This is a genomic window from Bacillus cereus group sp. BceL062 (assembly GCF_051780025.1).
Taxonomy (GTDB): Bacteria; Bacillota; Bacilli; order Bacillales; family Bacillaceae_G; genus Bacillus_A; species Bacillus_A toyonensis.
Genome location: NZ_JBPWGY010000007.1, coordinates 20,152 through 46,511, shown reverse-complemented (window position 1 = coordinate 46,511; position 26,360 = coordinate 20,152). Strand labels below are relative to the sequence as shown.

Sequence of the window (26,360 nt, the reverse complement as noted above, 5' to 3'; positions counted from 1 at the left end):
AATTTTTCTAAAAATAAAAAGGTATTTTGACAATTTATATCGAAATATATTATTTGAACATATCATCAGGGAACGGACTCTAATGATATGTAGCACGAAAAACAGAAAATTTAACTGCAGTGGAGGGATACATAATGGCAGATCGTCGCAATTTATTTTTCTTTTATGGTGATGACAAAGCAACGCTCGTTGAAAAGATGAAACCAATCTATCGCATTTTAGAAGAGAATGGATTTACCATATTAGATCAACCAAAAAATGCAAACGCTATCGTCAGTGTTGGAGATGATGCAACTTTCTTACAAGCCGTTCGTAAAACTGGTTTTAGAGAAGATTGCTTATACGCAGGGATTTCTACGAAAGATGAAATTTCTTTCTACTGTGATTTCCACATTGATCACGTTGATACAGCCCTTCAAGAAATTACAAAAAATGAAATTGAAGTGCGAAAATATCCAACAATTCAGGTAGATGTAGATCACGGTACATCTTTCCATTGTTTAAATGAATTCTCATTACGTTCTAGCATTATTAAAACATTCGTTGTAGATGTTCACGTTGATGATTTATATTTCGAAACATTTAGAGGTGACGGTTTAGTTGTTTCTACCCCAACAGGAAGTACAGCTTACAATAAATCATTACATGGTGCCGTTGTCGATCCGCTTATCCCATGTTTCCAAGTAAGCGAACTAGCATCTTTAAATAACAACACATACCGTACGCTCGGTTCACCGTTCATCTTAAACCACGAACGTACACTAACTTTAAAACTTAAACCAGACGGTAACGATTATCCTGTTATCGGCATGGATAACGAAGCGCTTAGCATTAAACAAGTTGAAAAAGCTGTTGTACGCTTAAGCGATAAACAAATTAAAACAGTAAAATTAAAAAACAATTCCTTCTGGGAAAAAGTACAGAGAACATTTTTATAGTATTAAAATAACCGCAAAATTATGGGGATCCCATAATTTTGCGGTTATTTATTTATCCCGATTGGCGCGGCCAACAATCTCTCGCTATCCGGTCGCTATTCTTGTCAGTTTTTGTCGGTAAGTCGATATATTCCGAAAATCGCTGATATATTTTTACGCATCTTTTCTATAGACAACCTGGCCATCAATGACGGTCATTTCCGCTTGTACTTCTTTTATTTCTTCTGCCTCTATTTCAAATATGTTTCGATCTAATATCGTAAAGTCTGCTTCATATCCTTTTATAATTTGTCCTCGCTTCGCTTCTTTTCCTATTGCATAAGCACTTCCTGTCGTAAATAAAGAAACAGCCTCATATGCCGTTAATCTTTCCTCAGGCATATAGCATACACTGTCAATAAAACTTCTACGTGTAACAGCGCTATATATGCCTAAAAACGGATTCACTTGTTCAATAGGAGCATCTGAACCACCGTTGCAATGTAAGCCTGCGTCCAGTAACGTCTTCCAAGCATACGCGTAACGAAGACGACGCTCGCCTAGTTTTTCAATGACTGATGGAAAATCTGATGAAACAAAGACCGGTTGAATATCAATAATAGCTGGCAAGTGTTTCACTCTTTCAATCAACTCTTCACGAGCTAGCTGGCAATGAATAATACGGTCACGCACCCCTTCTGCTGGTGGATATAATTCGAGTGCATCAATGACATATTCAAGCGATAAGTCACCTATAGTATGAATGGCAACTGACATATGTAAATCACGTGCTTTTTTCACTAAACATGCAAGCTCTTCACGTGAGAAAATCGCAACTCCATTTGTTTCCTTCGCATCTTCATACGGTTCACTTAATAAAGCAGTTCTTCCGCCAAAAGAACCGTCAGAGAAAATTTTCATCGCACCAAATTCAATATAGTGCTCATTTTCATATTCTTTTCTTTCATTTGCTACTTCATGATGAACGAGTAAATGCGCTTTAAATGGCATTTCTTTTATAACGTAAGAAAACGCATTATACGTTTTTCTAAAACCACCATAATAATTTAAATCTTCCGTATGCCCACCAACGATTCCGTATTGCCAGCAGTCTTTAATCGCTGTTTGCAAAGCTCTTTGTAAATAAGCTTCATCAATTTCAGGCTGAACGTGTTTCATTAATTCTTGTCCTTGTTCATATAAAAGCCCTGTTAACTTATTTGATGCATCCCGGCCAATTTTCCCGCCTTTCGGATCTTGCGTCTCTTCTGTTATGTTCGCTTCTTGCAGTATGTATGAATTCACCCATGTAACGTGACGACAAACTCGTTTTAATAAAATGGGATGTTCTTTCGAAATTGCATCTAAATCACGTGCGTGAACATCTTTCGTATCTGTAAAGTTATTTTCATTCCAGCCTTCTCCGATAATCCAACAACCTTTTGGCGCGTCTTCTACTTGCTTCTGAACAAGAGTAAGTACTTCGCCATAAGATGTACAATTTGATAAATCTAGACGGAGTAACCTCTCTCCATGCCCAATAAGATGCATATGACTATCAACGAGACCTGGAATCATCGTTTTGCCTTCTAAATCGTGCAATTTAACCGTAGTAGCATATCGGTCTTCTAACTCTTCTTTACTCCCGACATCAACGATCACACCGTTTTCAACATAAACAGCGTCTACTTTTTCATTCTCTTCTCGCATCGTGTAAATGGTGCCGCCATACCAAATTTCTCCCATATGCTCATCCCCTTTTTCCCTTTAGTCTACGAGATTAATCCGTATAAAAAAAGCACCATTTGAATTAAAAATGGTGCTTTCCCAAAATTATTTTTGTTCAGTAGTAGACGTTGTAATTTGCCATTCAATGCTAAATTTATCTTTTAGTTGTCCGTATGCTGGGCTCCAGAACGTTTCTTGAAGTGGCATAATAACTTCTCCACCCTCTTGTAACTTTTCGAATACTTCTTTTGCTTTTTCTGCATTACTAATTTGAATTGCGATTGTTACTTGAGATCCAATTGCATGCCCTTGACCTGGGAATGTATCAGAAATCATAAGGTCCGTATTACCAACTTTTAAAGTAGCATGTAAAACGCGCTCTTTCGCTTCAGCTGGAATCGGGTATTCTGGATTTTCAGGCATGTCACCAAAAGTTTGCATTACTTCTACTTTTGCGTCTAATGCCTCTTTGTAAAACTGTACAGCTTCTTGCCCACTACCATCTAAAACTAAGTACGGATTAATACCTAAAATCATACGGACACCTCTTTTTTTAGTTTATAAAATCGAACTTGTGTTCGTTTTTATAATATCATCGTTTTACATTTCATTCAACTATTTACTTGTCTATTTTCAAAATTATTTGGAAGGGAGCTCCATCTCTTGTTTTCTAAGTTCAATACGACGAATTTTTCCGGAAATCGTTTTTGGTAGTTCATCTACAAATTCAATTTTGCGAGGATATTTATATGGTGCAGTGAGTTCTTTCACGTGTTGTTGGAGCACTGGAATTAATGTTTCTTCGTTCTTTTCTATATTCTCTCTTAATACGATAAATGCCTTCACGACACTCCCTCGAATTTCATCCGGACTTGCGACAACCGCACATTCTCTTACGTAAGGATGTTTTACAAGTGCATCTTCAACTTCGAACGGCCCGATTGTGTAACCAGAGCTAATGATAATATCATCTCCGCGCCCTTCAAACCAGAAATAGCCGTCTTCATCTTTTTTCGCTTTATCACCCGTAATATAATAATCACCACGGAATTGCATCGCTGTGCGTTCATCATCTTTATAATATTGCTTAAAGAGGGCTGGTGTTTCAATATGAACTGCAATATCGCCAACTTCTCCTACCTGCACTGGGATTCCTTCTTCATTAACGATATCAACATGGTTTCCTGGCGTTGGTTTCCCCATTGATCCCGGTCTAATATCCATCCCTTTCATTACGCCAACAAGTAATGTATTTTCCGTTTGCCCATAGCCATCTCTTACTGTAATATCAAAGTGCTTTTGGAACGTTTCAATGACTTCTCTATTTAACGGCTCACCTGCGGATACAGCGCTATGTAACGCTTCTAAATTGTACTCAGTCAAGTCTTCTACCTTTGCCATTAATCTATACTCAGTCGGTGTACAACAAAGCACATTCACCTTATTATCGTCTAATAAATTTAAATACGTTTTCGGTTCAAACTTACCGTTGTATACAAATCCTGTTGCCCCTGAACCGAGAGTGGCTAAAAACGGGCTCCAAATCCACTTTTGCCACCCTGGGCTAGCCGTTGCCCATACAACATCATTCTCTTCAATTCCGAGCCAATTTGGGGCGCTCGTACGTAAATGAGCGTATGCCCACGCATGCGTATGAACAACTCCTTTCGGGTTTCCTGTCGTCCCTGACGTATAAGATAAAAAGACCATATCTTCTTTATCTGTTTTCGCCATTTCTAACATGTCACTTTCTGTTTCTAATGCTGTTTTTAAATTGATCCATCCGTCTACTGACTGCTCGCTCAGAACGAACTTTTGAAGAGATTCCATCGCCCCTATGTTATCAAACTGTCCGATATATGGTTCATAACTTACAATCGCTTTTACTTCTCCGTGTCCAATGCGGTATTCAATATCTTTTTTACGCAACATTTCCGAACTCGGAATTACGACAAATCCTGCTTTAATCGCAGCGATATACGTCATGTAAGCTTCAATTAAACGCGGCATCATAATAAGGAGCTTGTCCCCTTTTTGTAAGCCACTTTTTATAAAAGCGTTTCCAATTTTATTTGCACCTTGCATTAATTCAAAATATGTAACTTCTCGTCTATTCCCTTTATCATCTTGCCAAATTAAAGCAAGCTTCTCTTTATCGTCTGTATATTTCTCTATTTCTGAAACTAAATTATAAGATGGTGGTGCCAACAATTCCTCTCTCTTCATAAACATCCTCCTTTTTCTTTATGCCTCCCTTATATAATAAAGAATTTTCAGTAAATTTTGAACCCTCTTCTTTTGACAATTTTTTTATGCTTTTGTCGAAATGAATTTATACTAATACGAACAACAAAAAGAAAGAGCGGGGAGAACCCGCTCTTTCTAAGCCATTGTATATGGAATTATTTTTGGAAACCGCCTAATTGTTGCTCAGCTAGTGAAACTAGACGTTTCGTAATTTCGCCACCAACAGAACCGTTAGCGCGAGATGTTGCATCCGCTCCAAGTTGAACACCAAACTCTTGAGCGATTTCGTATTTCATTTGGTCTAATGCTGATTCAGCACCAGGAACCGCTAATTTATTTGTGCTACGTGCCATGTTATATCACCTCCTTGTGAGTATAGAGTGTGATAAATAACATGACTTCATACACATTTTAAATATGGTAATTTATGGTTTTAGAAAAGTTCTTCGAATTTTTCTTCTTCCGCTACTACTTCTACCGTTTGTAATACCATTGTTTCTTTGTTTGCTACAGCTTCTTCGATTAATGGTGTGAAATCATATTTCGCTTCAAAACGATTCGCTTTTTCACGCTTCGGCTTCGTCGCTGGGCTTGCTGGTGTGAATACTGTACAGCAATCTTCATATGGACGAATTGAGATATCATATGTGCCGATTTCTTCAGCGATTTTAATAATTTCTAATTTATCCATCGTAATAAGCGGACGAATAACAGGATAGTTTGTCACTTCATTAATCGTATGCATACTATCTAACGTTTGGCTCGCTACTTGTCCAAGACTTTCACCAGTCGTAATTGCAAGTGCATTACGCTCCTCTGCAATCTGCTCTGTAATACGCATCATCATACGACGCATTACTGTCATAGAATAACTAGATGGAATTTCTTTATTAATCGTTTTTTGCACTTCAGTAAATGGAACAAGGTGAAGTGTTACACGTTTACAGTATTTCGTTAACTCTTGTGCTAAATCGATTACTTTTTGTTTCGCACGCTCACTTGTGAAAGGTGGACTATGGAAGTGAACTGCCTCCACAGATACGCCGCGTTTCATCGTTAAGTACGCTGCTACTGGGCTATCAATACCACCAGAAAGAAGTACCATTACTTTTCCGCCAACGCCAACTGGTAAACCGCCAGCTCCCATGTGCTCACCACACATAATATAGCTGTAACCACTGCGAATTTCTACACGTACATTCACATCTGGATTATGGACGTCTACTGTGATATCCTCTGTATTTTCTAAAATGTGCCCGCCAATTTCTGGAAGTAACTCCATCGTCTTCATTGGGAAACGTTTATCAGAACGGTGCACTGTAATTTTAAATGTTTTCACATCATCTTTTACTTGTAAGAAAGCTGCTAATGCACCTTTTTTAATATCTTCTAATTCTGATGGTACTTTCATCGCTAAATTAAACTTATGAATACCAAATACATCTTTCAATCTTTCAGCAATCGCTTCATGGTCTTCGCCATTTAACTGAATGTACATACGGTCATGTGTTGCATCGATTTTAATGTTTGGGAATTTTTTCAGTTTGAACTTAACGTTATCTTTTAATGTGCTTACAAATTTAGAACGGTTCTTACCTTTTGTCGTCATTTCTCCGTAACGTACTAAAATATATTCATATGTCATCATATTTCTTTACCTCATCACTTCATATAATTTTGGCATTGTCTCTTTTACAATACCTTCAAATTGTTTTACTTCTTCCCTCGTGTTGTCTGGTGCTAGACTAATACGAATAGCGCTTGCAGCAGCTGCATGCGGTACTCCCATTGACACTAACACTCTGCTCACTTCATTTGCTTTTGAAGAACAAGCAGACTTCGTTGATACATATACACCGTGTTCTTCTAAAGCATGAACGACCACTTCCGGTTTTAAACCGACAAACGACACATTTAAAATGTGTGGTGCTGCATATGCAAGCGACGTATTAATTGTTACATGTTCCATTTCTTTAAAGAAACGTACAAGCTCTGTTTGTAAACTTTGCAAATGAGCTATCTTTTCTTTCACTTGTTCCATTGTCATGCGAAGTGCTTTCACCATCGCTACAATGCCAGGTAAGTTCTCTGTACCAGAGCGATACTTAAGCTCTTGTTGACCACCTGATAAAATCGGATCTAATCTTACGCCATCACGCACGTAAAGAAGACCTGTTCCTTTTACACTATGGAATTTATGTCCAGATATTGAGCAAAGGTCAATATGAGAAGCATATAAATTAAGCGGTACTTTTCCTATCCCTTGTACATGGTCCACATGGAATCTTATTTTCGGATAATTCGATAATAACGTTCCAATTTCAGCAACGGGCTGAATTGCTCCAGTTTCGTTGTTCACATGAATAATTGAAACAAGAATTGTATCTTCACGAAGCACTCGCTTCACATCCTCTACCGATACAACACCATGCTCGTTAACCGGTAAATATGTTACATCAAACCCGAGTTCTTCTAATTGCTTATATGCCTCAAACACAGACGCGTGTTCAATATTTGTTGTAATGATATGTTTGCCGCGCGAACGATTCCTCATCGCTATCCCTTTAATCGCAAGGTTATTCCCTTCCGTTCCACCCGATGTGAAAATAATTTCAGAAGGTTTTACGTGAAGAAGCTGCGCTGCAATCGTTCTTGATTGTGTTAATAGACGCTCTGCCTCTCCTCCAAGCGAATGAATAGAAGAAGGATTTCCAAAATATTTCCCAGCAACCGTTACGTACGATTGAAGGGCTTCTGGATATGGCTTCGTCGTCGCACTATTATCAAAATAGATCATCGTTCTTCCCCTTTCAGCGCTATCACATCATATAATCATATCATAAATACGTGTAATTACGCTAAGACTACACAAAGGTTCCGTTTTATCCCGATTGGTGAAGGCTAGTAATCAGTGGGGATGAATCCCCCCACTGATTACAGTTTCACTTTATTTTGAAACGAATAACCTTACTGTATTCCGCTATTCATTATAGCAACATCGCCTTCAAAATTACACAAAAAAACAAACCCTTTATGAAAGGGTTTGTTCATTGTCTACATATTCAGCTATTTTTTGAACAACGCCAGGTTCAAGTTGCTCTAGTACAGAAGCCGCTTGTTCTAAAGCTGCATCGTATTGATATTCACGGAATAATTTCTCTGCATAATTTAAGCTTTCTGCAAGATTTTCATCATGACTGCGGTAACGGTTTCCGTATTGAATTAATTTTTCAACTAAATACGCTTGTCCAATTAACTCTTCTGTCATTTCAGCTACACCGTTAACAGTTGTGTATGCTTCTTCTAAACTGCTATTTACAGCATGCATATTTAGCGGTTTTATTTCTAATTGCTCATATACAGCTTGCATTGCCATTTGCCCTCTTTGTAAATCTTCCATAATACTCTCTGGAAGACCTGGCAAATTCGACTTTTGCATAAAGCGTTTCGTTTCAAAAATTGTATTGCGCATTTCCTGCAACTTCTCACGCGCTTCAAATTCTTCTTTACGCATCGTTTGTAGCATTTCTTTATATTCTGCATGAAGTACTTTTAAAGTTTCACATTGCTCATAAACCTCTTCTAGTTCCTCACGAATTATAGAGAATGCAATATCTTGTTCAGCAACGCGTAATTGCATCACTTCAAAACGTTTCATTAAAATGTGCATTTGCTTTTCAATTACTTTTTGAGACTCAATATCCTTATCTTGTAACTGATAGCTTTGTTTCACAAGTTGCGTTTCTGCTTTCGTTTCAATTGTTTCTTCACGAAGTTCTTCTAAATCTTCATAAACAGAAAGTGTTTTTTGCTCTACATAATGTCTCGCATGCACTTCTTGTTCTAGTTGATCATAAAAACCGTCTAAACGAGTTTTTAATTTTTCTACTTTTTCAGCCGCTTCCGTTATATGAAGCTCCTGTATATCCATTAAACATGTTTGTAGTTGTGTCGTCATATCGCGAACTTCTTTAGGGATTTCCAGGTAATCTAATACATAACCTTGTCTTACCATATCATTATGTCCGTGTAATAAATCTTCCAGTTGAACTGGTAACGTTGCTTGACACTCTACCAATAAATCTGGAATTTGGTGAATAATGATTTCTAAATTAGCTAAACCTTCTTCCAAACTAATAACAATTTCTCTCGCTTTTAAATAGTCGCCATTATTTGTTGCTTCTTCAAAACTATTAAATTTATTAGATTCGGCATCTAGCATCTCTTCAATTCTCTGCTCAGCTGCTCCATACATGTGTCGATGAGCAAGAACACTCTTTTTCATACTACGATATGTATCACGTAACCCTTCAATTTCCGAGCTATTTTTTTCATGGCTTTCTAACAGTTGCTGTAATTCATTTAAAATGTCTGTAATACGATTATCAGCGTCATCTAAACCACTTATGGATTCGTTCATCGCATGCTTTGCTTTGCGGAAGGAGAATTGCGAGGCGAATTTTCGCGCTTGCCCTAAATCTTTTTCAGCTTTTGGAAGAGTTGTTGATACGATTTCATCCCACTCTTCACGCCATTTACCAAACAGTTCTTCTGTTTGACCTGTCATGTTCAAATCTTTTACTCGCTTTAGTTCATCTGCTACAGGTTTATCTTTTATTTCTTGTTTCCACTGCTCCAGTGCTTCAATATCTTTATATGAACGATTTCTTATCACAAGCTCTATCATGAGCAGCACTAGAATAGAGCTTACTACAATGATAACGATCGTCAGGATAGAATCCATGCAAAAAAGCCTCCTAGTTATATCTCTTTTTTTGTCCGTTCCGTTTATGAAATGGAAGGCATTATGTATAAAAAGGGAATTCCCCTATATTTAACAACTAACAATGTACTAATCATACCATGTAATGACGTGTTTTTGACCTAGTTTTTTTTAAAATTTCATGTTTCTTTAAATGCAATTGTAATCTTTCTTAATCTTCCGCCCGCTTCACTACCTATCCTCAAATGATTGCCATAACGGGCACTCTTTCATATGAGATACGAAATAGATTTTGCGCATGAGTGGAGGTTCAACAGAAATCACATGCACATTCCCCTGCTTTACCGCTTGCTCCACTGACATTTCTGGAAGTAAAGTGATACCAAGTCCAGCTCCGACCATCGCAAGCATCGGTTCTGCATAAGAAGTTTCAAACGCAATGATTGGTTTCGCACCTATACCTTGAAACATGTTCATAATCATTTTCCTTACATCACATATTTCTGGGTACACAATTAATTTCTCATGTTCCAAACCTTCCATTCGGATTATTGTTTTCTCTTTATAAGGATGATCATTTGAAACTACACAAACAATTTTTTCCTCCCGCATTTCTTTTATATATGTAGCGCCTTCTACTACTGAATCAATGAACATCGCTTCAATCTTCCGCTCTTTAAACAATTCCATTAATACTTTCGTATGCTCAATTTTCCATTCTATTTCGAATCCATCACCTAATATATCTTTGCATTTCGATATGTAACGCGCCGCTAAACTTGGCAATATACCTATAGAGATTTTCCGTTTTTCTTGATATTTCTTCATTTCCGTTTTCACTTCATGTATTCGTTCCAAAATCGGTAACATTCTTGCTATAAATATCTCACCAGCCTCTGTTAACTCCACTCCTTGAGCAGAACGCTTGAGTAAAGTAACCTCTAAATCCGCTTCTAATCTTTGAATTTGTTTACTAAGCGCTGGTTGTGAAATATGTAAAAGCTTACTTGCCTTTGATAAACTGCGCGTATGCTTTACTTCCATAAACGATCGTACTGCCTCTAAATCCATCATATACACCTCTAACAAAAAGTTATAACTGTTATAAAAAATCGATATTTCCTTCTATAAATCATTACTCTTTATACTTATTTCATCAACTTACTATAACGAAATGTAAAGGAGAATGGTACTCTTGAACAAAAAACAAATGCTCTTCGGATCCCTCCTATGCTTACTTGCCGTAACTGCCTGGGGATTTATGTTTCCTGTAATGGCAAATGCCTTACAATTTATCGATCCGTTCTTTTTCACAACTATCCGCTACGGATCTGCAGCTATTATTTTTCTTATTTTGCTATTAATCACTGAAGGGACACATTCGCTCCGCTTAGAAAAACGAACACTTTCTTTATTTTTTTACGGAACAGTCGGTTTCGCTGGATATGGTTTTCTCGTTTTCTACGGACAACAACTTGCCGGACCTTCTGGAGCAATCCATGCAGCGATGATTCAGTCTCTCATGCCACTAATTGCCTTATCATTACAATGGATAACAAAAAATAAGCGTCCACAAAACTACACTTTTCTTTGTATGTTCGTTGCATTACTCGGTGTTATGCTTGTCATTTCAAAAGGAAATATTCACTTATTATTTGGAGCTGCAAGTCACTTATCTACGAATATATTGATGTTATGCGGCGTTACTTGCTGGGTCATTTATACAAATGGCGGTGCTCGTTTTCAATCTTGGTCACCACTTCGATATACAACGTTAACTTGTTTGTTCGGTTCAATGTCACTCATCGTTATTGTCACTTTATTAACTTACACAAACGTCATTACTGTACCATCATTACGCACAATTGTGAGCGTTCGTTTTGAACTCTTTTATATGTCGATTATTGCAGGTGTTATCGCTGTGTTTTGCTGGAATATGGGGAATCGCTATATTTCATCTATTAACGGCATATTATTTATGAATTTAGTTCCTGTCCTTGCACTTATCGGTTCCATATTTCGAGGTTATACGGTCGACAAAATCGAACTTGCCGGAGCCTCATTAACAATTATTGCGCTATTATGTAACAATTTATGGCAAAGAAAAGAAACTACAAAAATCCCCACCTCGGTTCGTTAGGTGGGGATTTTTCACATATGAACAGCTCTTGGCCATTCCTGATACATATTCGTTTTACATAATGCTTGTTCCATCCATTGCTCAATTTCCTTCGTATACATTTCTAAGAAAAATGTTTCGGATGGAAATGAATGTAATACTTCTGATATATACTGTGGATATAAAAATGGCATATTTATCATGCCTTTTAATTGCGTCATAAACATTGTAAAAGATACCTTTCTAAACTCTTTCTTCATTTGTCCTTCTCTAATGATTTGTTCGATATAATATCTTTCTTTAGAAAAATAAACGGTCATCACTTCACGAATTAATGTCGTATCAAGCGAAAGCTCTCTATAAAAAAAACGTGTCAGTTCCCTATTTTCAAATTGATATCGTAAAATCCCGCGTACCATTTGCACCATCACATCTTTAGCCGACAAATACTCTCTCTGTTCAAAGGACGTTTCAATCACATGAATATATCCTTCTAAAAAATCAGTAATAAGCTGCTCTAATAGGCCTTGCTTTCCAGCAAAATAGTATGAAATATTCGCTACATTCACATCCGCTCGCTTTGCAATGTCTCGCACTGATGTCCCGTCATAACCTTTCGTATTAAACAACGATATTGCCGCATCAATTACTTTTTGTTTCGTCTGCTTCATGCGCTCACTTCCTCTCACTGAACAGCTATAGTTTAAATTTCTTGACTTTTAAGACAAATTCCTTTAATTTTCTATCGACAAAGTCATGTGAAATACATCGTATTTTGCTAATATTTTACACATCTCGATAAAAAGGGAGTTGTTTCCATGTTTACAAAAGAAAGTTATGCAGGTTCTCGTGAAAAGCAGTATGAGACAGTAATTAAACAACTGGATGCATTATTAACTGGCGAATTAAACGTAGTCGCAAACTTATCAAATGCGTCCGCATTATTAAACCAATTTTTAGATCGCGTTAATTGGGTTGGCTTTTATGTAACAGAAGGAAATCAGCTCGTTCTCGGGCCATTCCAAGGAATGCCGGCATGCGTACGTATTCCATTTGGGCGCGGCGTTTGCGGCGTAGCAGCTGAAACGAAAACAACGCAACTTGTAGCGGACGTTCACCAATTCCCAGGACATATCGCTTGCGATAGTGCCTCTAATTCGGAAATCGTTGTACCGATTATAAAAGACGGAAATGTCATTAGTGTACTGGATATTGATAGTCCTGAAAAAAATCGTTTCGATGAAGTAGATCAGCACTATTTAGAAAAGTTTGTGGAAACACTGTTAAAACATATATAAGAAAAAGAGTGAGTTATCGATTAAGTACGTAATGTACGAAACCGATAGCTCACTCTTTTTTATTGATTACTAACAATAGATATTTTCTTTAACGCTTGCTCCAAATCAGAAACGATATCCTCCCACGATTCTAAACCGACAGATAAACGTATTAAATTATCGAAAATACCCATTTCTTTTCTTAGTTCCGCTGGAATCGCAGCATGCGTCATCGTTGCTGGATGCTGAATTAACGTTTCTGTATCACCTAAACTTACCGCGATCGTAATAAAGTGAAGGTCATTGATAAACGCTTGCGTTTCCTCTTTCCCGCCTTTGACAGAAAAGGAAATAACGCCACCGCCCCGTTTCATTTGGCGAGATGCTAACTCCCCTTCTGGGTACCAAACCCCTTCTACTACATCATGATTTTTTAGGAACGATACAATTTTTTCTGCATTATCACAATGACGATCCATTCTTACTGCTAATGTCTTTAATCCGCGTAATAATAACCACGCATCAAACGGCGCCATAATACCGCCGATATCTTTTCGCATCGGACGAATTTTTTCAGCTAACACTTTCGTTTTACAAATTGTTACACCCGCTACAACATCACCATGGCCACCAATATATTTTGTCGCACTATGCACAACAGCATCACAACCAAGCTCAAGCGGTCTTTGTAAATAAGGTGAACAAAACGTATTATCAACAATGACAAGTAAGCCATTTCGCTTCGCAACCCGAATCACTTGTTTTAAATCGATTAATTTCATCGTTGGATTAATCGGTGTTTCAACGAAAATGAGCTTTGTATTTTGGCGAATCTTATTTTCAATATCAGTCTCTGTCTCCATATCACAAAACGAATGTGTAATCATAAATTTCTCTTCTAACACTTCTAAAAATCCGTACGTGCACCCATATAATCCGTTTGAACAAATAATATGATCTCCAGCTTTTAGAAAACCAATTAACGTTGCTGAAATAGCTGCCATTCCGGATCCGAAAGCAAGTGCTTCTTCTCCCCCTTCTAACACAGCCATACGTTCTTCAAATAATTTTACAGTTGGATTTCCAAGTCTTGAGTAAATATAAGACGGATCTACTCCCGCAAAACTCGCCTCTCCTTGCTGCGCAGTCTCAAATGTAAATGTAGACGTTTGAAATAACGGTGGTGTTAAACTTCCTTTATGTTCCTTAGATGTATAACCGTGATGAATTAACGCTGTCTCCATATGCTTCTTTTTCATAAAAACATCCCCTTTATGTTTTTATCCCGCATATTCACCAGTAAAAAACTGATGAATGTTTTTACTACATTTTATGTAAGCGTTTTATTTGTGTTTCTATCTCTTCTTTTATATTGTTTTAAATTCCTTCTTATATTAATTTCCAAAATTTATATGCATAAAACAAAAACGTACTCGCTTGACGAAACTCTGGGTAAAAGATATAATAGCGTTTGTGTAAAATAAAAAGGCAGCCTTGTAATGTGAGTTTATCGTTTGTATTTTGTTCCTCTACGGAGGTGTATCTCGTAACTCCCTGCTGCTGGAGCGAAGGTACATGAAAACAAAATGCCCGTAAATATCGATTACGTCTGTTTTTATTTTACGTAAATAAAAACATTTTTAAAGGAGGAGTCAACTATGGCTCGTTATACAGGTCCAGCTTGGAAACTGTCTCGTCGTCTTGGAATCTCTCTAAGCGGCACAGGAAAAGAATTAGAAAAACGCCCTTACGCACCAGGTCCTCACGGTCCTAACCAACGTAAGAAACTTTCAGAATACGGTTTACAATTACAAGAGAAACAAAAACTTCGTCACATGTACGGCATGACTGAGCGTCAATTCCGTCGCACATTTGACCAAGCAGGTAAAATGCCTGGTAAGCACGGCGAAAACTTCATGATCCTTCTTGAAGCTCGTCTTGACAACTTAGTTTACCGTATGGGCTTAGCTCGCACTCGTCGTGCAGCTCGCCAATTAGTAAACCACGGTCACATCATGGTTGATGGCGCTCGCGTAGATATCCCATCTTACCGCGTTAAACCTGGTCAAACTATCAGCGTTCGCGAAAAATCTAACAGCCTTGTTGTTGTTAAAGAAGCGATCGAAGTTAACAACTTCGTACCAGAATACTTAACTTTCGATGCTGATAAATTAGAAGCTACTTACACTCGTCACGCTGAGCGTTCTGAGTTAGCAGCTGAAATCAACGAAGCATTAATCGTAGAGTTCTACTCTCGTTAATGACAAAAAGCCAATCCTCTGGATTGGCTTTTTTCAATTCTCACCATAATTTTTTATATCCCACGTAACATAAAAATCCCAATACTCTATACTCCCACCTAAAACAAATATGTTTTATCTAATCTAATCAAATTCAAATATAAAAATAACCTTCCTATTTTCACACATAACTTATGTTATATTATGAATTTTTAAATAATAGTATTAATATTAAGTTTAAACTTTATAACGAGGAGACGTTGATATGGAATTCAGAAATGATATAAACAAAATAGCTAACCAAATTTTAGAACGAAAAGAGTATATAACTAATGAAGAAATGACCAAGCAATCATTAATTATTCCTTTTCTTCAAAAGCTAGGTTATGACGTTTTTAGCCCTTTAGAAGTTAGACCTGAGTATATTGCAGACTTCGGAACTAAAAAGGGAGAAAAAGTCGATTATGCGGTTTTCAAAAATGGAGTTCCAATTATTTTAATTGAGGCAAAATCTGTAACAGAAAATCTCCTTAAACACGATGCGCAACTATCTAGGTATTTCAATGCCTTACCTGATGTCAAAGTAGGAGTACTAACTAATGGTGTAGAATACAAATTTTATACTGATTTAACAAATGACAATGTAATGGACGAAAAACCTTTCTTCACATTCAGTATGGATAGTTTAAGTAATTTAGATATTGAAACGATTGAAACTTTTACAAAAGAGAATTTTGAAGCTGAAGAGATCGTAAAATATGCCGAAGAGCTTATTTATATGACCAATTTAAACTCCACAATTAAAGAGTTATTTAAAAATCCTTCAGATGACTTCCTTCGTTTTCTAATTAAAGACTTTAGCTCAACTAGAATTACAAATAACGTTTTAGAGCGGTTCCGACCAATTGTTAAAAAAGCAATTAATCGAACACTATTAGAAATAATCAGTGATGGTTTAACACCAAAAGAAACAAAAACATCGGAGAAAATAGAAACAAGCCTAGTTGCAGCCGCTTCTGCCGAAATAATGGAAGACATTAGCAAAGAAGACAAAACAGATAGAGTTTTCACTACCGAAGATGAACTGACTGCCTTTAACATTGTTAAAGAAATATTAACTGAAAATCAAAGAGACATCAGTGACCTTAAATATAAAGATACTATTAGTTATTTTTGCATCATGAATCGTGTAATCACAAAATGGTTTATACGTCTTTTCCTTGATGGAGATGCAAAATCCTTAGTTGTAAGACTAGATTTAGAAGCTACTAAACAGCTCTGCCCTAATTTCGTTGTTGAGCAAGCCCCAAAATCACAGGGAGTAAGTAGAATTTTCATTGATAATGTTAATGATTTAAAAGATTTGGAACCACTTATTATTTCATGCTATGATCAAATTTTATCTAATGTTTAAAAAGAGGGATTTCTCCTCTTTTTCCAACGTAATGACAAAAAGCCAATCCTCTAGATTGGCTTTTTGTCATTTATATATAAAATAAAGTTATTTATTTTCCTCTTTTTGAACATATACATAAGCATCTTTTTGCTCTTTATGTATATCCACCTTCGAATTCTCTGCAAGCTGACCCGCATTTAGCAAAGAAAAAATAATGAGCGCTTCTAGTGACATTTCGTTTTACCACTCCTTTCTATTTGTTATACGTTTATCATACCGCTTACATGTGATTTCCGTATGAACTCGAAAAGGAGATTACAACAAAAAGGTTACAGGAATACGAATGCACGCTATAATAACCATAAAATAGGAGGTAGATTTCTTTTGACGATAAACCAAATGGTTCAATTGGGCAGTGCATGTATGCTTTTTATTACTTCAGCACTTATGAGTTGGTATCAGGGGAGTAATTTAATAGATTACCCTGATGAATGGAAATATAGCGCTAAGTTTACGAATTATTTTAAAGGCACCGTTTCAAATTACCAAGATATTTATCAAATCGATTTCTTTATATATGCAGCAAAATTTTATCCAACAGCATTTATTGTTATGCTCATTAGCTTACTTTATATGCTCGTATTAATTCTTCATATTCTATTTACAAGAACTCGTAAGGTAATCTAAATTCATACATAAAAACCCCGAATCATAAACCTTTCAGCCTACAATTCGGGGTACTATTTGTTTATATTTGTTTCTAATTAGTAACGAATTAAGAAATATTTCTTCTTACCGCGGCGAATGATTGTGAATTTACCTTCGATGCGGTCGTTTTCTGTTACAACGTAGTCTAATGCTTGCGTACGCTCACCGTTTACGTAGATTGCACCGTTCGTTACATCTTCACGTGCTTGACGTTTTGATGGAGAGATTTTGCTTTCTACAAGTAAGTCGATTAATACTGTATCTTCTGCAGTACGTTCTACAGATGGTACGTCTTTGAATCCTTGTTCGATTTCGCTTGCAGTCAGTTCTGCTACAGAACCGCTGAATAGTGCAGCTGAAATTTTAATCGCTTGCTCTAATGCTTCTTCACCGTGAACAAGTTTTGTCATTTCAGAACCTAACGCTTTTTGTGCTGCACGTTTTTCTGGCGCTTCAGCTACTTGCTTTTCAAGCTCAAGAATTTCTTCATGAGATAAGAATGTGAAGTATTTTAAGTATTTAACAACGTCGCGGTCATCTGTGTTAATCCAGAATTGGTAGAACTCGTAAGGAGTTGTTTTTTCTGGATCTAACCAAATTGCGCCGCCTTCTGTTTTACCAAACTTCGTACCGTCAGATTTTGTAACTAGTGGAATTGTTAAACCGAACGCTTTCGCATCTTCTTCTGATTTACGTATTAATTCAAGACCAGCTGTAATGTTACCCCATTGGTCACTACCACCGATTTGTAAGCGGCAATTATGGTTTTGGTATAAGTTTAAGAAGTCGTATGATTGTAAAATCATGTAACTAAACTCAGTGAATGAAATACCAGTATCTAAACGAGATGCTACTGTATCTTTTGCTAACATATAGTTTAAACCGAAGTTTTTACCGATATCGCGTAAGAATGAAATGACATCTAGGTTACCAAGCCAATCATAGTTATTAGCCATTGTTGCTGGGTTGTCCACGTTTTCAAACTCTAAGAAGTTTGAAAGTTGGTTTTTAATGCTTTCTGTGTAGTAAGCAACTGTATCTTTCGTATTTAATGTACGCTCTGCTTTTTTACCACTTGGGTCACCGATCATACCAGTACCACCGCCAACAAGTGCGATTGGTTGATGACCAGCTAATTGGAAACGACGTAACATTAATACTGGTAACATATGACCGATGTGTAAGCTATCCGCTGTCGGGTCGAAACCACAGTATAATTTAACGCTTTCTTTTTCTAATAATTGCTCAAGGCCCTCAGCATCTGTTTGCTGATTAATTAGACCGCGAAATTCAAGATCTTGTAAAATACCCATATCCTACATACTCTCCTTTAAGTTCATTACTGGCGTGAAAGTTGAAAACATAAAAAAATCGCCCCTTCAAATAAGGGACGATTTTGATTATCGCGTTACCACCCTAGTTGCAGGCAAAAAAAGCCTACCACCTTATTTACATAACGGCTTAGCACCGTCTTTTCCCTTTTGAATACAATTCAATCGAAAAAAGATGCTCTAGGGGCGTAATTCGCGATCATCTATGTGCTGATTTCCACCGACCATCAGCTCTCTAAAACAGGGAAATGATCACTACTTCTCCCTTTCCACGCTCAATTATTCATATACTTTTCTTTATACCATCATTTATATAGGCGTGTCAAATAGAGGCCTGGTTTCTCTCCTTACCAATCCTTTACAACGTCATAAAGAGTATCGTAATAAGAGAAAGAATTGGAACCCCAACTAATAACGATACATGAAACACAACCGATAAATCATTCCCAATGGTCGCCTCCACAGGATCTTTCGCTGGGGAACCAAGAAACCCGATTAATCGATCGAATCGACTTACCGTTTTTGGAAAGTCTGGTATTTCTACATGATCACTATCTAAATGTTGCTTTAACTTATATTCACTCTTAAAGGGATTTTCGCTCAATTTCGTCCACCTCCAGCAATTGTTTCAATTTCTTTATCCCGTTATGAAGTCTCGATTTCACCGTTCCAATCGGAATGTTTAATATCTCTGCAATTTCTTTTTGCTGCATGTCATGATAATAATAAAGGATTAGGACCGCTCTTTGCTCTTCTGGAACTTTCAAAATTGCTTCTCTTACTGTGAGCCGATCTTCGTGAGAAAATTCTTTTTCCGGAATCGGCACTAAAAATGGCAAAAGCGTACGCCACTTTTTTCTCCTATTTAATTTATTAATCATAAGACGATAACCAATTTGAAATAAATACGTTTTTATTTTACCTTTTTCAAGTTCATACATATGTTTCTTACGCTCTAGCGTCAAAAACGTATCTTGCACAAGATCGATACTTAATTGTTCATCTCGGTTAAATCGATATAAAAATGTGTATAGCGCTGGTTTGATTAAAACATATAGTCTTTCTCCCGCTTGTTTATCTCCACTTTGATACGCAAGCATGAGCTCCTCCTCAATCCCAATCTGCGCCATGATTTTTGATCTCCTTTATTCCTTTTAACGTTAATGAAATACGGGAAATTAAATATGCAATCGCAATAAAAATCCACAATTGTGATTGATTTGTAAAAAATTGCACATATGGGTTTTGAATCGTAAATCCCATTGCAACTAAAATATTTAACGCTTGCACACATATGCATGCATACAACGCAAGGCAGACAGAAATAGTATCAAATACATTCCAGCGAAAATACACTTTTGTTTTTGTAAAATCAATTTTATATCCATTTTTCCGTACTATATGTTTTCTATCAAATGGAATAATGATTGAAAACAGAACACCCATTATAACTCCAGCTGTAAGCATTGATACTCTATATCCAATTGGTATCGGTAAGAAAAGACCACAAGAAAATACAACTATAATTCCAATTAAAGCAAAAGCAAGAAGTAATTTATTAGACATAAAAAAGCCTCCCTCATCTATTCTTTCATAAATGTATACAGACGAGGAAGGCACTTCGTTCAAATATTATTTTAGTTTTTTTATAATCTTTGCAGGATTCCCGCCAACTACTACATTATTAGGCACATCTTTCGTTACGACAGCACCAGATGCGATCACCGCATTGTCTCCAATTGTTACACCTGGATTAATAATTGCTCTTCCGCCAATCCATACGTTATCGCCAATTGTAACTGGTTTTCCGTATTCTGATCCGCTTATACGCTCAATTGGATCGAGTGGGTGCGTTGCTGTATAAATGTGAACACCTGGAGCTAACATACAGTTCACTCCGATTGTTACCGGGCATACGTCTAAAATCGTACAGTCAAAGTTCGCGTAAAAATTTTCACCGACATGAATGTTATAGCCGTAATCACATCTAAAAGTAGATTCAAGATGAATATTATCTCCTGTCGTTCCGAATAATTCTTTTACGATTTCGCTACGCTCTTTCAATTGCTCTTCTGGCGTATCATTTAATTTTCTCGTTAATATACGTGCTTGCTCTCTTTCTTGTACTAAAACTGGATCAGCCGGTATGTACATTTCTCCTAGTATCATCTTTTCTTTTTCTGTTTTCATCATACTATCCCCTTCAACTTATATATATAAGTTCATGATATCATAAAAAAGAAAGGCCTGAACATTTTTCGTTCAGACCTTTCTCTCTTAATCTTCCATCGTTGATAAGTCACCTGTTGGTAAGTTTAACTCCCACGCTTTTAATACGCGGCGCATAATTTTACCACTTCTCGTTTTCGGTAATTTATCTCTAAATTCAATTTGTCGTGGCGCTGCATGAGCTGCTAGGCCTTTTTTTACAAATTGACGAATTTCTTCTTTTAATTCATCAGATGGTTCGTATCCTGCTCGAAGTGCGATAAACGCTTTAATAATTTCGCCGCGCACCGGATCAGGAATACCAATTACACCAGCTTCTGCAACAGCAGCATGCTCGATTAGTTTACTTTCTACTTCAAACGGTCCAACGCGCTCGCCTGACGTCATAATTACATCGTCAATACGTCCTTGGAACCAGAAGTATCCGTCTTCATCCATATAAGCTGAATCACCTGATACATACCAGTCTCCCGGCATAAAGTATGACTCATATTTTTGCTGGTTATTCCAGATTCCACGCATCATAGCTGGCCAACCTTTACCAATTGCTAAGTTACCCATTGTGTATGGAGGCACTTCATTTCCTTCATTATCAACAATCGCTGCTTTCACACCTGGAATTGGTTTACCCATTGAACCTGGACGGATTTCCATACACGGATAGTTACAAATAACTTGTCCACCTGTTTCTGTCATCCACCACGTATCATGAATACGAAGTCCAAATGCATTCATACCCCAGCGAATTACTTCTGGATTTAAAGGCTCACCTACGCTTAATACGTGGCGTACTTGTGATAAGTCGTATTTTTTAATTGCATCTTGTCCAGCTCCCATTAACATACGGAACGCTGTCGGTGCACTATACCAAACTGTTACACCGTAATCTTGCAGTGCTTCATACCATGCATCTGGACTAAATCGTCCACCTAAAATAACATTTGATGCTCCAACTAACCACGGTGCAAAAATGCCGTAAGCAGTTCCCGTTACCCAGCCCGGGTCAGCAGTACACCAATATACGTCATCTTCTTTTAAATCTAATACCCATTTCGCCGTTTGATAGTGCTGAACCATTGCATTTTGCGCATGGAGAACACCTTTTGGCTTACCAGTAGAACCAGACGTATAGTGAAGAATTAAACCGTCTTCGCGGCCTAACCATTCGATATGTAATTCTTTTGAAGCTTGTTCAAATAAAGGATTGAACGCTACTGTTTTACCGCCTTCTTCTACATTATCTCCAACAAGAAAGACTGTTTTTAAAGCTAGTAAATCATTTAATGGTATACGCTCTAACAATTCAGGAGTTGTAATTAACACCTTTGCTTCGCTATCTTCTAAACGATCACGAACTGCGCCTTCCATAAATGCTTCAAATAGCGGTCCAACAATTGCTCCTAATTTCACTGCACCTAAAAGCGCGAAATATAATTCTGGAGAACGTGGCATAAAAATAAAAACACGATCGCCTTTTTCAACATCGCCATAATTTTTTAGGACGTTTCCTGCTTTATTAGAAAAATCCTTCATTTCCTTAAATGTATATTTCTCTTTTCGCGATCCATCTTGATAATAAAGGGCTACTTTATTTTTTCGATCAGATTTCGCATGCTTATCAATTGCTTCATACGCCATATTTACTCGGCCTGTTTCATTCCAAGTAAAATGTTTATTAACCTCTTCCCAGTTAAAATTCGCGTATGCCTCTTCATAATTCGGCAAATTATTTTCTCCTTTAATGACAGGAAGCGTTTCTACTTTCATACTTTACATCCCCCTCCTATGTATTCTATTATCTATTATAATGATATTATTTAAAATTTTCAGTATATTTGTTGATTTTTAGACAAATTTTTAATGACAAAATTCGATTCACATCGCATATATTATAAAGTACGATATTAATAGATTCACAAACCCTCAAGGTGGTGAGCAATACATTGATTCATAAAAAAATATATAATGCTAGAAACTTAAAAACAGCGAAAGGCACTTTAATTATTGAAGGTCCTGTCTCTACCCATAATCTTGAAATGTATGAATTCCATAAAGATTTAGTTGCGTTTCGTCCTGCCGAGCAGCAATATAAAGCAATTGTCGAAATTTCTAAATTACCAGAAGCACGTCTTATTATTGCTAGACATGACCAAACGATTGTTGGATATGTTACATACTTGTATCCTGATCCGCTCGAACGATGGTCAGAAGGAAAAATGGAAAACTTAATTGAGCTCGGGGCAATTGAAGTCGTCCCAGCCTTCCGTGGGTGCTCTGTCGGAAAGAACTTATTAGAAGTTTCTATGATGGACAATTATATGGAAGATTATATTATATTGACGACTGAATATTATTGGCACTGGGATTTAAAACAAACAGGCTTAAATGTTTGGGAGTACCGAAAAGTAATGGAAAAGATGATGAATGCTGGTGGTTTACAATGGATGGCTACAGATGATCCTGAAATTTGTTCACATCCTGCCAACTGTTTAATGGTCCGCATCGGTAAACGCGTCGATACGGATTCTATTCAAGCATTTGACCGTCTACGTTTTCACAATCGTTTTATGTATTAATAAAGGGGGCAACTGGAATGATTGTAGAAGAAATTATGAATCAAGATGTGGTGACACTACATCCAAACGATACAATCGAAACAGCAATCCGAACGATACGCACGAAAGGCATTCGGCACATTCCAATTGTCGATCAAAATAATCATGTTGTAGGCATTATTTCTGATCGGGATGTAAGAGATGCAAGTCCGTCTATTTTAGATGAACAAGTTTCACTCGATATGCTGAAGCAACCACTTGAACTTATTATGAAACATCCTGTTATGACTTGCCATCCTCTCGATTTCGTTGAGGAAATTGCTACTTTATTTTTTGAAAATAAAATTGGCTGTCTCCCTGTTACAAAGGCTGGAAAGTTAGTTGGAATTATTTCTGAATCTACTGTACTGCACACGTTAGTAAAATTAACAGGAGCACATCAACCAAGTTCGCAAATTGAAATTCAAGTAAAAAACGAACCTGGTATTCTTGGAAAAGTCGTTGCTATTTTTAGTGATTTACAAATCAATATCGTGAGCGTTCTCGTCTACCCAGCAAAAGATGAGAATGATAAAGTACTCGTTTTCCGCATTCAAACGATGAATCCTCTAAAAGTGATTGATGCACTTGAAGCAGAAGGCTACCGCGTATTATGGCCAAACATCATGGGGATGCAAGCATGAGTAGCGCGTTTATTTATTCGGATGACTTTCGGGGCTATTCATTTAGCCCTGATCATCCTTTTAACCAACTGCGCGTCACACTTACGTATGATTTATTACAAAAGGGCGGTTTCATCTCTCCCTCTCAAATCATCTCACCACGGATGGCTACAGATGAAGAGATTGCCTATGTTCATACAGAGGAGTACATAAATGCGGTAAAATGTGCTGGAGAAGGAAAGTTAGAAAAATCAATTGCGATGACATATGGACTCGGAACAGAAGATACACCGATGTTCCCAAATATGCACGAAGCAAGCGCACTGCTCGTTGGCGGTACGTTAACAGCTGTCGATGCTGTTCTTTCTGGAAAAGTAAAACACGCACTTAATTTAGGCGGCGGCTTACATCACGGCTTCCGTGGCAAGGCATCTGGTTTTTGTATTTATAACGATAGTTCTATCGCAATGAAATACATTCAAAAGAAATACGGTTTACGTGTTTTATATATTGATACTGATGCTCATCACGGCGATGGTGTACAATGGTCATTTTACGATGATCCTAACGTATGCACCATTTCATTACACGAGACCGGACGTTATTTATTCCCTGGAACTGGCGCTGTAAATGAACGTGGACAAGGTAATGGCTATAGTTATTCTTTTAACGTTCCACTCGATGCTTTTACAGAAGATGAATCGTTTCTAGAATCATATCGAACTGTCGTAAAAGAAGTTGCCGCATACTTTAAACCGGATATTATTTTAACGCAAAACGGTGCAGATGCGCATTATTACGATCCACTTACACACCTTTGTGCAACGATGAATATTTACCGTGAAATACCGAAGCTTGCTCGCGAAATCGCTAATGAATATTGCGACGGTCGCTGGATCGCTGTCGGCGGCGGTGGCTATGACCACTGGCGCGTCGTCCCAAGAGCTTGGGCACTCATTTGGCTCGAAATGAACAACATCCAAAACATCTCAGGTTATCTCCCTCCAGAATGGATTGGCGCTTGGAAAGGACAAGCAGAAACAGAACTTCCCCTCACATGGGAAGATCCAGACAACATGTATAAACCTATCCCCCGTAAACCAGAAATTGAAGAAAAGAATGCATTAACTGTAGCGAAATCCCTTGAAATTATTCGGAATAATATGACAAAATCTTTGTACTAAACGAAAAGGAGGCTCGTTTTTTAATAGCCTCCTTTTATTTATTGTCGATTTCTGTCAGTAAGTCGATATATTTTAATAATCGCTGATATATTTTCATTTCATAACAGCCTGGCCCAACTTTTATGAGAAAAGGTCGTGATATTATGTGGAAACGACAAATGCTCCGCACGAAACGTGGTACATTTGAACTCTTTACAAAAGGGAATGGTGAACCGCTTTGTGTTACACACCATTATTCACAATTTAATGAAACTGGTGATTACTTTGCGGATGTTTTTACTGCTACGCATCGTGTATTTCTCATTAATTTACGAGATGCCGGTAGCTCTGTAACCGCCCAGGCAGAAAACGAATTAAGCATGATTGAAACAATCCACGACTTAGAAGCAATACGAGAAGCATCACAACTTCCAACATGGCATTTCGCCGGTCATTCAACAGGTGGTATGCTTGGACTTTTGTATGCGATTACATATCCGAATTCCTTACAATCATTAGTCGTAGCAGGAGCTGCAGCAAGTAACTATGCCGAAACACCATTTTGCATTTATCATCCAGAACATCCACAGTTTCATTATATGCAAGAGCTCATCGAAAACTTAAAAAGCCCTTACCTTACAAGTGAAGAACGGAAAGAACTATCTACTAAGAGAACAAAATTATCACTGTATAAAACAGAAAACTATAACTTTTATTTTTGTAGACCGATCAAAAAAACAATGTCCACCAACCGGATGAACGCTTTCGCTCATGAATATTCTTCATTTGATTTAAGAGAGTCTTTACCTTCTATTAAAACAAAGACACTTATTATGTGCGGACGACACGATGTGCAGTGCCCAATTCAATATTCTATCGAGATGCATGAGGGTATACGTAATTCTATCTTTATTCCATTTGAGGACAGTAACCATTATCCTTTTTTAGAAGAGGCTATCCACTTTATTTCTATCACACAAGAATTTTACAAAACGTTATAACAGGAAAAATCCAGTTTTGAGTTCAGTTACTATTAAAAAATCTAAATAAATAACATATGAATTC

27 protein-coding genes and 1 other annotated feature are annotated in these 26,360 nt (G+C 37.2%); of the genes, 10 read left to right on the top strand and 17 right to left on the bottom strand.

Features of this window, described 5'->3' with window-relative positions:
- The first annotated feature begins 134 nt into the window (after window positions 1–134).
- Window positions 135–938, top strand: coding sequence for an NAD kinase (locus ACS2MN_RS17105; protein ID WP_000785189.1), 804 nt, complete (start codon window positions 135–137; stop codon window positions 936–938).
- Window positions 939–1,091: 153 nt separating this feature from the next.
- On the opposite strand, the gene ACS2MN_RS17100 is transcribed toward ACS2MN_RS17105, so the two are convergent.
- The 8 genes from ACS2MN_RS17100 to ACS2MN_RS17065 form a co-directional block, all read right to left on the bottom strand.
- Entirely contained in the window at window positions 1,092–2,663 is a 1,572-nt protein-coding gene (locus ACS2MN_RS17100; protein WP_346994417.1) for an amidohydrolase, read from the bottom strand.
- An 87-nt stretch (window positions 2,664–2,750) separates the two neighbouring features.
- On the bottom strand, window positions 2,751–3,182 hold the full coding sequence (locus tag ACS2MN_RS17095) for a VOC family protein (protein WP_000600354.1): 432 nt from the start codon (window positions 3,180–3,182) through the stop codon (window positions 2,751–2,753).
- A gap of 102 nt (window positions 3,183–3,284) precedes the next feature.
- On the bottom strand, window positions 3,285–4,871 hold the full coding sequence (mbcS, locus tag ACS2MN_RS17090; RefSeq protein WP_000817731.1) for an acyl-CoA synthetase MbcS: 1,587 nt from the start codon (window positions 4,869–4,871) through the stop codon (window positions 3,285–3,287).
- 176 nt (window positions 4,872–5,047) lie between these two features.
- Entirely contained in the window at window positions 5,048–5,245 is a 198-nt protein-coding gene (locus ACS2MN_RS17085) for an alpha/beta-type small acid-soluble spore protein (RefSeq protein ID WP_000124490.1), read from the bottom strand.
- Window positions 5,246–5,325: 80 nt separating this feature from the next.
- Complete coding sequence (thiI, locus tag ACS2MN_RS17080; protein WP_000989269.1) at window positions 5,326–6,540, bottom strand: tRNA uracil 4-sulfurtransferase ThiI; 1,215 nt, start codon at window positions 6,538–6,540, stop codon at window positions 5,326–5,328.
- Window positions 6,541–6,546: 6 nt separating this feature from the next.
- Window positions 6,547–7,689, bottom strand: a complete 1,143-nt coding sequence (locus tag ACS2MN_RS17075) for a cysteine desulfurase family protein (protein WP_000638980.1) — start codon at window positions 7,687–7,689, stop codon at window positions 6,547–6,549.
- A gap of 234 nt (window positions 7,690–7,923) precedes the next feature.
- Window positions 7,924–9,636: a septation ring formation regulator EzrA gene (ezrA, locus tag ACS2MN_RS17070; protein ID WP_000377321.1), complete on the bottom strand. Its 1,713-nt coding sequence runs from the start codon at window positions 9,634–9,636 to the stop codon at window positions 7,924–7,926.
- A gap of 210 nt (window positions 9,637–9,846) precedes the next feature.
- Complete coding sequence (locus tag ACS2MN_RS17065) at window positions 9,847–10,686, bottom strand: LysR family transcriptional regulator (RefSeq protein ID WP_000362578.1); 840 nt, start codon at window positions 10,684–10,686, stop codon at window positions 9,847–9,849.
- 124 nt (window positions 10,687–10,810) lie between these two features.
- On the opposite strand from ACS2MN_RS17065, the gene ACS2MN_RS17060 reads away from it, so the two are divergent.
- Window positions 10,811–11,755 (top strand): DMT family transporter, encoded by a 945-nt coding sequence (locus tag ACS2MN_RS17060; protein WP_098954078.1) that lies wholly within the window; start codon window positions 10,811–10,813, stop codon window positions 11,753–11,755.
- 11 nt (window positions 11,756–11,766) lie between these two features.
- On the opposite strand, the gene refZ is transcribed toward ACS2MN_RS17060, so the two are convergent.
- The gene (gene refZ, locus ACS2MN_RS17055) at window positions 11,767–12,405 is read right to left on the bottom strand and encodes a forespore capture DNA-binding protein RefZ (protein WP_000814925.1); all 639 of its coding nucleotides are present in this window, start codon (window positions 12,403–12,405) and stop codon (window positions 11,767–11,769) included.
- Window positions 12,406–12,552: 147 nt separating this feature from the next.
- Between refZ and ACS2MN_RS17050 the strand changes: the two genes are divergently transcribed.
- Window positions 12,553–13,032 carry a GAF domain-containing protein gene (locus ACS2MN_RS17050; RefSeq protein ID WP_346994419.1) on the top strand — a complete coding sequence of 160 codons (480 nt, stop codon included), beginning with the start codon at window positions 12,553–12,555 and terminating at the stop codon, window positions 13,030–13,032.
- Window positions 13,033–13,091: 59 nt separating this feature from the next.
- Here the strand turns inward: ACS2MN_RS17050 and megL are convergent, their stop codons facing one another.
- Entirely contained in the window at window positions 13,092–14,270 is a 1,179-nt protein-coding gene (gene megL / locus ACS2MN_RS17045; protein WP_000726615.1) for a methionine gamma-lyase, read from the bottom strand.
- 399 nt (window positions 14,271–14,669) lie between these two features.
- Here megL and rpsD point away from each other — a divergent pair, with 399 nt between their 5' ends.
- Both rpsD and ACS2MN_RS17035 read left to right on the top strand, forming a co-directional pair.
- Complete coding sequence (gene rpsD, locus ACS2MN_RS17040; protein ID WP_000135316.1) at window positions 14,670–15,272, top strand: 30S ribosomal protein S4; 603 nt, start codon at window positions 14,670–14,672, stop codon at window positions 15,270–15,272.
- A gap of 244 nt (window positions 15,273–15,516) precedes the next feature.
- Window positions 15,517–16,665 carry a type I restriction endonuclease gene (locus ACS2MN_RS17035; RefSeq protein WP_000395709.1) on the top strand — a complete coding sequence of 383 codons (1,149 nt, stop codon included), beginning with the start codon at window positions 15,517–15,519 and terminating at the stop codon, window positions 16,663–16,665.
- A gap of 87 nt (window positions 16,666–16,752) precedes the next feature.
- Here ACS2MN_RS17035 and ACS2MN_RS17030 read toward each other — a convergent pair whose 3' ends face one another.
- Entirely contained in the window at window positions 16,753–16,881 is a 129-nt protein-coding gene (locus tag ACS2MN_RS17030) for a hypothetical protein (protein WP_000050940.1), read from the bottom strand.
- A gap of 150 nt (window positions 16,882–17,031) precedes the next feature.
- Between ACS2MN_RS17030 and ACS2MN_RS17025 the strand changes: the two genes are divergently transcribed.
- Window positions 17,032–17,334, top strand: coding sequence for a YjdJ family protein (locus ACS2MN_RS17025; protein WP_000154643.1), 303 nt, complete (start codon window positions 17,032–17,034; stop codon window positions 17,332–17,334).
- Window positions 17,335–17,411: 77 nt separating this feature from the next.
- On the opposite strand, the gene tyrS is transcribed toward ACS2MN_RS17025, so the two are convergent.
- From tyrS to acsA, 6 genes are all read right to left on the bottom strand, one after another.
- Entirely contained in the window at window positions 17,412–18,668 is a 1,257-nt protein-coding gene (gene tyrS / locus ACS2MN_RS17020; RefSeq protein WP_000512075.1) for a tyrosine--tRNA ligase, read from the bottom strand.
- A 70-nt stretch (window positions 18,669–18,738) separates the two neighbouring features.
- Window positions 18,739–18,967: a binding site (T-box leader), on the bottom strand.
- 77 nt (window positions 18,968–19,044) lie between these two features.
- A complete protein-coding gene (locus ACS2MN_RS17015) occupies window positions 19,045–19,290 on the bottom strand; it encodes a hypothetical protein (protein WP_001293783.1) in 246 nt (81 codons plus the stop codon).
- Entirely contained in the window at window positions 19,271–19,816 is a 546-nt protein-coding gene (locus ACS2MN_RS17010; RefSeq protein ID WP_000057203.1) for an RNA polymerase sigma factor, read from the bottom strand. Before ACS2MN_RS17010 ends, ACS2MN_RS17015 begins: the two co-directional genes overlap by 20 nt.
- Complete coding sequence (locus tag ACS2MN_RS17005) at window positions 19,797–20,252, bottom strand: hypothetical protein (RefSeq protein ID WP_000066428.1); 456 nt, start codon at window positions 20,250–20,252, stop codon at window positions 19,797–19,799. Before ACS2MN_RS17005 ends, ACS2MN_RS17010 begins: the two co-directional genes overlap by 20 nt.
- Before the next feature lie 66 nt (window positions 20,253–20,318).
- Window positions 20,319–20,879, bottom strand: a complete 561-nt coding sequence (locus tag ACS2MN_RS17000; RefSeq protein WP_002156530.1) for a maltose acetyltransferase domain-containing protein — start codon at window positions 20,877–20,879, stop codon at window positions 20,319–20,321.
- An 84-nt stretch (window positions 20,880–20,963) separates the two neighbouring features.
- On the bottom strand, window positions 20,964–22,682 hold the full coding sequence (acsA, locus tag ACS2MN_RS16995) for an acetate--CoA ligase (RefSeq protein ID WP_088055333.1): 1,719 nt from the start codon (window positions 22,680–22,682) through the stop codon (window positions 20,964–20,966).
- Window positions 22,683–22,858: 176 nt separating this feature from the next.
- Between acsA and acuA the strand changes: the two genes are divergently transcribed.
- The 4 genes from acuA (at window position 22,859) to ACS2MN_RS16975 (ending at window position 26,296) form a co-directional block, all read left to right on the top strand.
- Window positions 22,859–23,491: an acetoin utilization protein acetyltransferase AcuA gene (gene acuA / locus ACS2MN_RS16990; protein ID WP_088055334.1), complete on the top strand. Its 633-nt coding sequence runs from the start codon at window positions 22,859–22,861 to the stop codon at window positions 23,489–23,491.
- A 17-nt stretch (window positions 23,492–23,508) separates the two neighbouring features.
- Window positions 23,509–24,153: an acetoin utilization AcuB family protein gene (locus ACS2MN_RS16985; protein ID WP_000634566.1), complete on the top strand. Its 645-nt coding sequence runs from the start codon at window positions 23,509–23,511 to the stop codon at window positions 24,151–24,153.
- Window positions 24,150–25,316: an acetoin utilization protein AcuC gene (gene acuC / locus ACS2MN_RS16980; RefSeq protein WP_000092818.1), complete on the top strand. Its 1,167-nt coding sequence runs from the start codon at window positions 24,150–24,152 to the stop codon at window positions 25,314–25,316. The genes ACS2MN_RS16985 and acuC overlap by 4 nt, the downstream gene beginning before the upstream one ends.
- Before the next feature lie 122 nt (window positions 25,317–25,438).
- Window positions 25,439–26,296: an alpha/beta fold hydrolase gene (locus ACS2MN_RS16975; RefSeq protein WP_346994420.1), complete on the top strand. Its 858-nt coding sequence runs from the start codon at window positions 25,439–25,441 to the stop codon at window positions 26,294–26,296.
- Window positions 26,297–26,360: the final 64 nt, after the last annotated feature.

Bases quoted from the DNA above. Each gene is read 5' to 3' on its own strand.
- ACS2MN_RS17005 (WP_000066428.1), bottom strand. From the start codon at position 20,252: ATGTCTAATAAATTACTTCTTGCTTTTGCTTTAATTGGAATTATAGTT.
- ezrA (WP_000377321.1), bottom strand. From the start codon at position 9,636: ATGGATTCTATCCTGACGATCGTTATCATTGTAGTAAGCTCTATTCTA.
- acuC (WP_000092818.1), top strand. From the start codon at position 24,150: ATGAGTAGCGCGTTTATTTATTCGGATGACTTTCGGGGCTATTCATTT.
- rpsD (WP_000135316.1), top strand. From the start codon at position 14,670: ATGGCTCGTTATACAGGTCCAGCTTGGAAACTGTCTCGTCGTCTTGGA.
- ACS2MN_RS17065 (WP_000362578.1), bottom strand. From the start codon at position 10,686: ATGGATTTAGAGGCAGTACGATCGTTTATGGAAGTAAAGCATACGCGC.
- ACS2MN_RS17100 (WP_346994417.1), bottom strand. From the start codon at position 2,663: ATGGGAGAAATTTGGTATGGCGGCACCATTTACACGATGCGAGAAGAG.
- refZ (WP_000814925.1), bottom strand. From the start codon at position 12,405: ATGAAGCAGACGAAACAAAAAGTAATTGATGCGGCAATATCGTTGTTT.
- ACS2MN_RS17030 (WP_000050940.1), bottom strand. From the start codon at position 16,881: ATGTCACTAGAAGCGCTCATTATTTTTTCTTTGCTAAATGCGGGTCAG.
- ACS2MN_RS17085 (WP_000124490.1), bottom strand. From the start codon at position 5,245: ATGGCACGTAGCACAAATAAATTAGCGGTTCCTGGTGCTGAATCAGCA.
- acsA (WP_088055333.1), bottom strand. From the start codon at position 22,682: ATGAAAGTAGAAACGCTTCCTGTCATTAAAGGAGAAAATAATTTGCCG.
- mbcS (WP_000817731.1), bottom strand. From the start codon at position 4,871: ATGAAGAGAGAGGAATTGTTGGCACCACCATCTTATAATTTAGTTTCA.
- ACS2MN_RS17010 (WP_000057203.1), bottom strand. From the start codon at position 19,816: ATGGCGCAGATTGGGATTGAGGAGGAGCTCATGCTTGCGTATCAAAGT.
- ACS2MN_RS16985 (WP_000634566.1), top strand. From the start codon at position 23,509: ATGATTGTAGAAGAAATTATGAATCAAGATGTGGTGACACTACATCCA.
- thiI (WP_000989269.1), bottom strand. From the start codon at position 6,540: ATGATGACATATGAATATATTTTAGTACGTTACGGAGAAATGACGACA.
- tyrS (WP_000512075.1), bottom strand. From the start codon at position 18,668: ATGGGTATTTTACAAGATCTTGAATTTCGCGGTCTAATTAATCAGCAA.
- megL (WP_000726615.1), bottom strand. From the start codon at position 14,270: ATGAAAAAGAAGCATATGGAGACAGCGTTAATTCATCACGGTTATACA.
- ACS2MN_RS17035 (WP_000395709.1), top strand. From the start codon at position 15,517: ATGGAATTCAGAAATGATATAAACAAAATAGCTAACCAAATTTTAGAA.
- ACS2MN_RS17105 (WP_000785189.1), top strand. From the start codon at position 135: ATGGCAGATCGTCGCAATTTATTTTTCTTTTATGGTGATGACAAAGCA.
- ACS2MN_RS16975 (WP_346994420.1), top strand. From the start codon at position 25,439: ATGAGAAAAGGTCGTGATATTATGTGGAAACGACAAATGCTCCGCACG.
- ACS2MN_RS17000 (WP_002156530.1), bottom strand. From the start codon at position 20,879: ATGATGAAAACAGAAAAAGAAAAGATGATACTAGGAGAAATGTACATA.
- ACS2MN_RS17075 (WP_000638980.1), bottom strand. From the start codon at position 7,689: ATGATCTATTTTGATAATAGTGCGACGACGAAGCCATATCCAGAAGCC.
- ACS2MN_RS17095 (WP_000600354.1), bottom strand. From the start codon at position 3,182: ATGATTTTAGGTATTAATCCGTACTTAGTTTTAGATGGTAGTGGGCAA.
- ACS2MN_RS17050 (WP_346994419.1), top strand. From the start codon at position 12,553: ATGTTTACAAAAGAAAGTTATGCAGGTTCTCGTGAAAAGCAGTATGAG.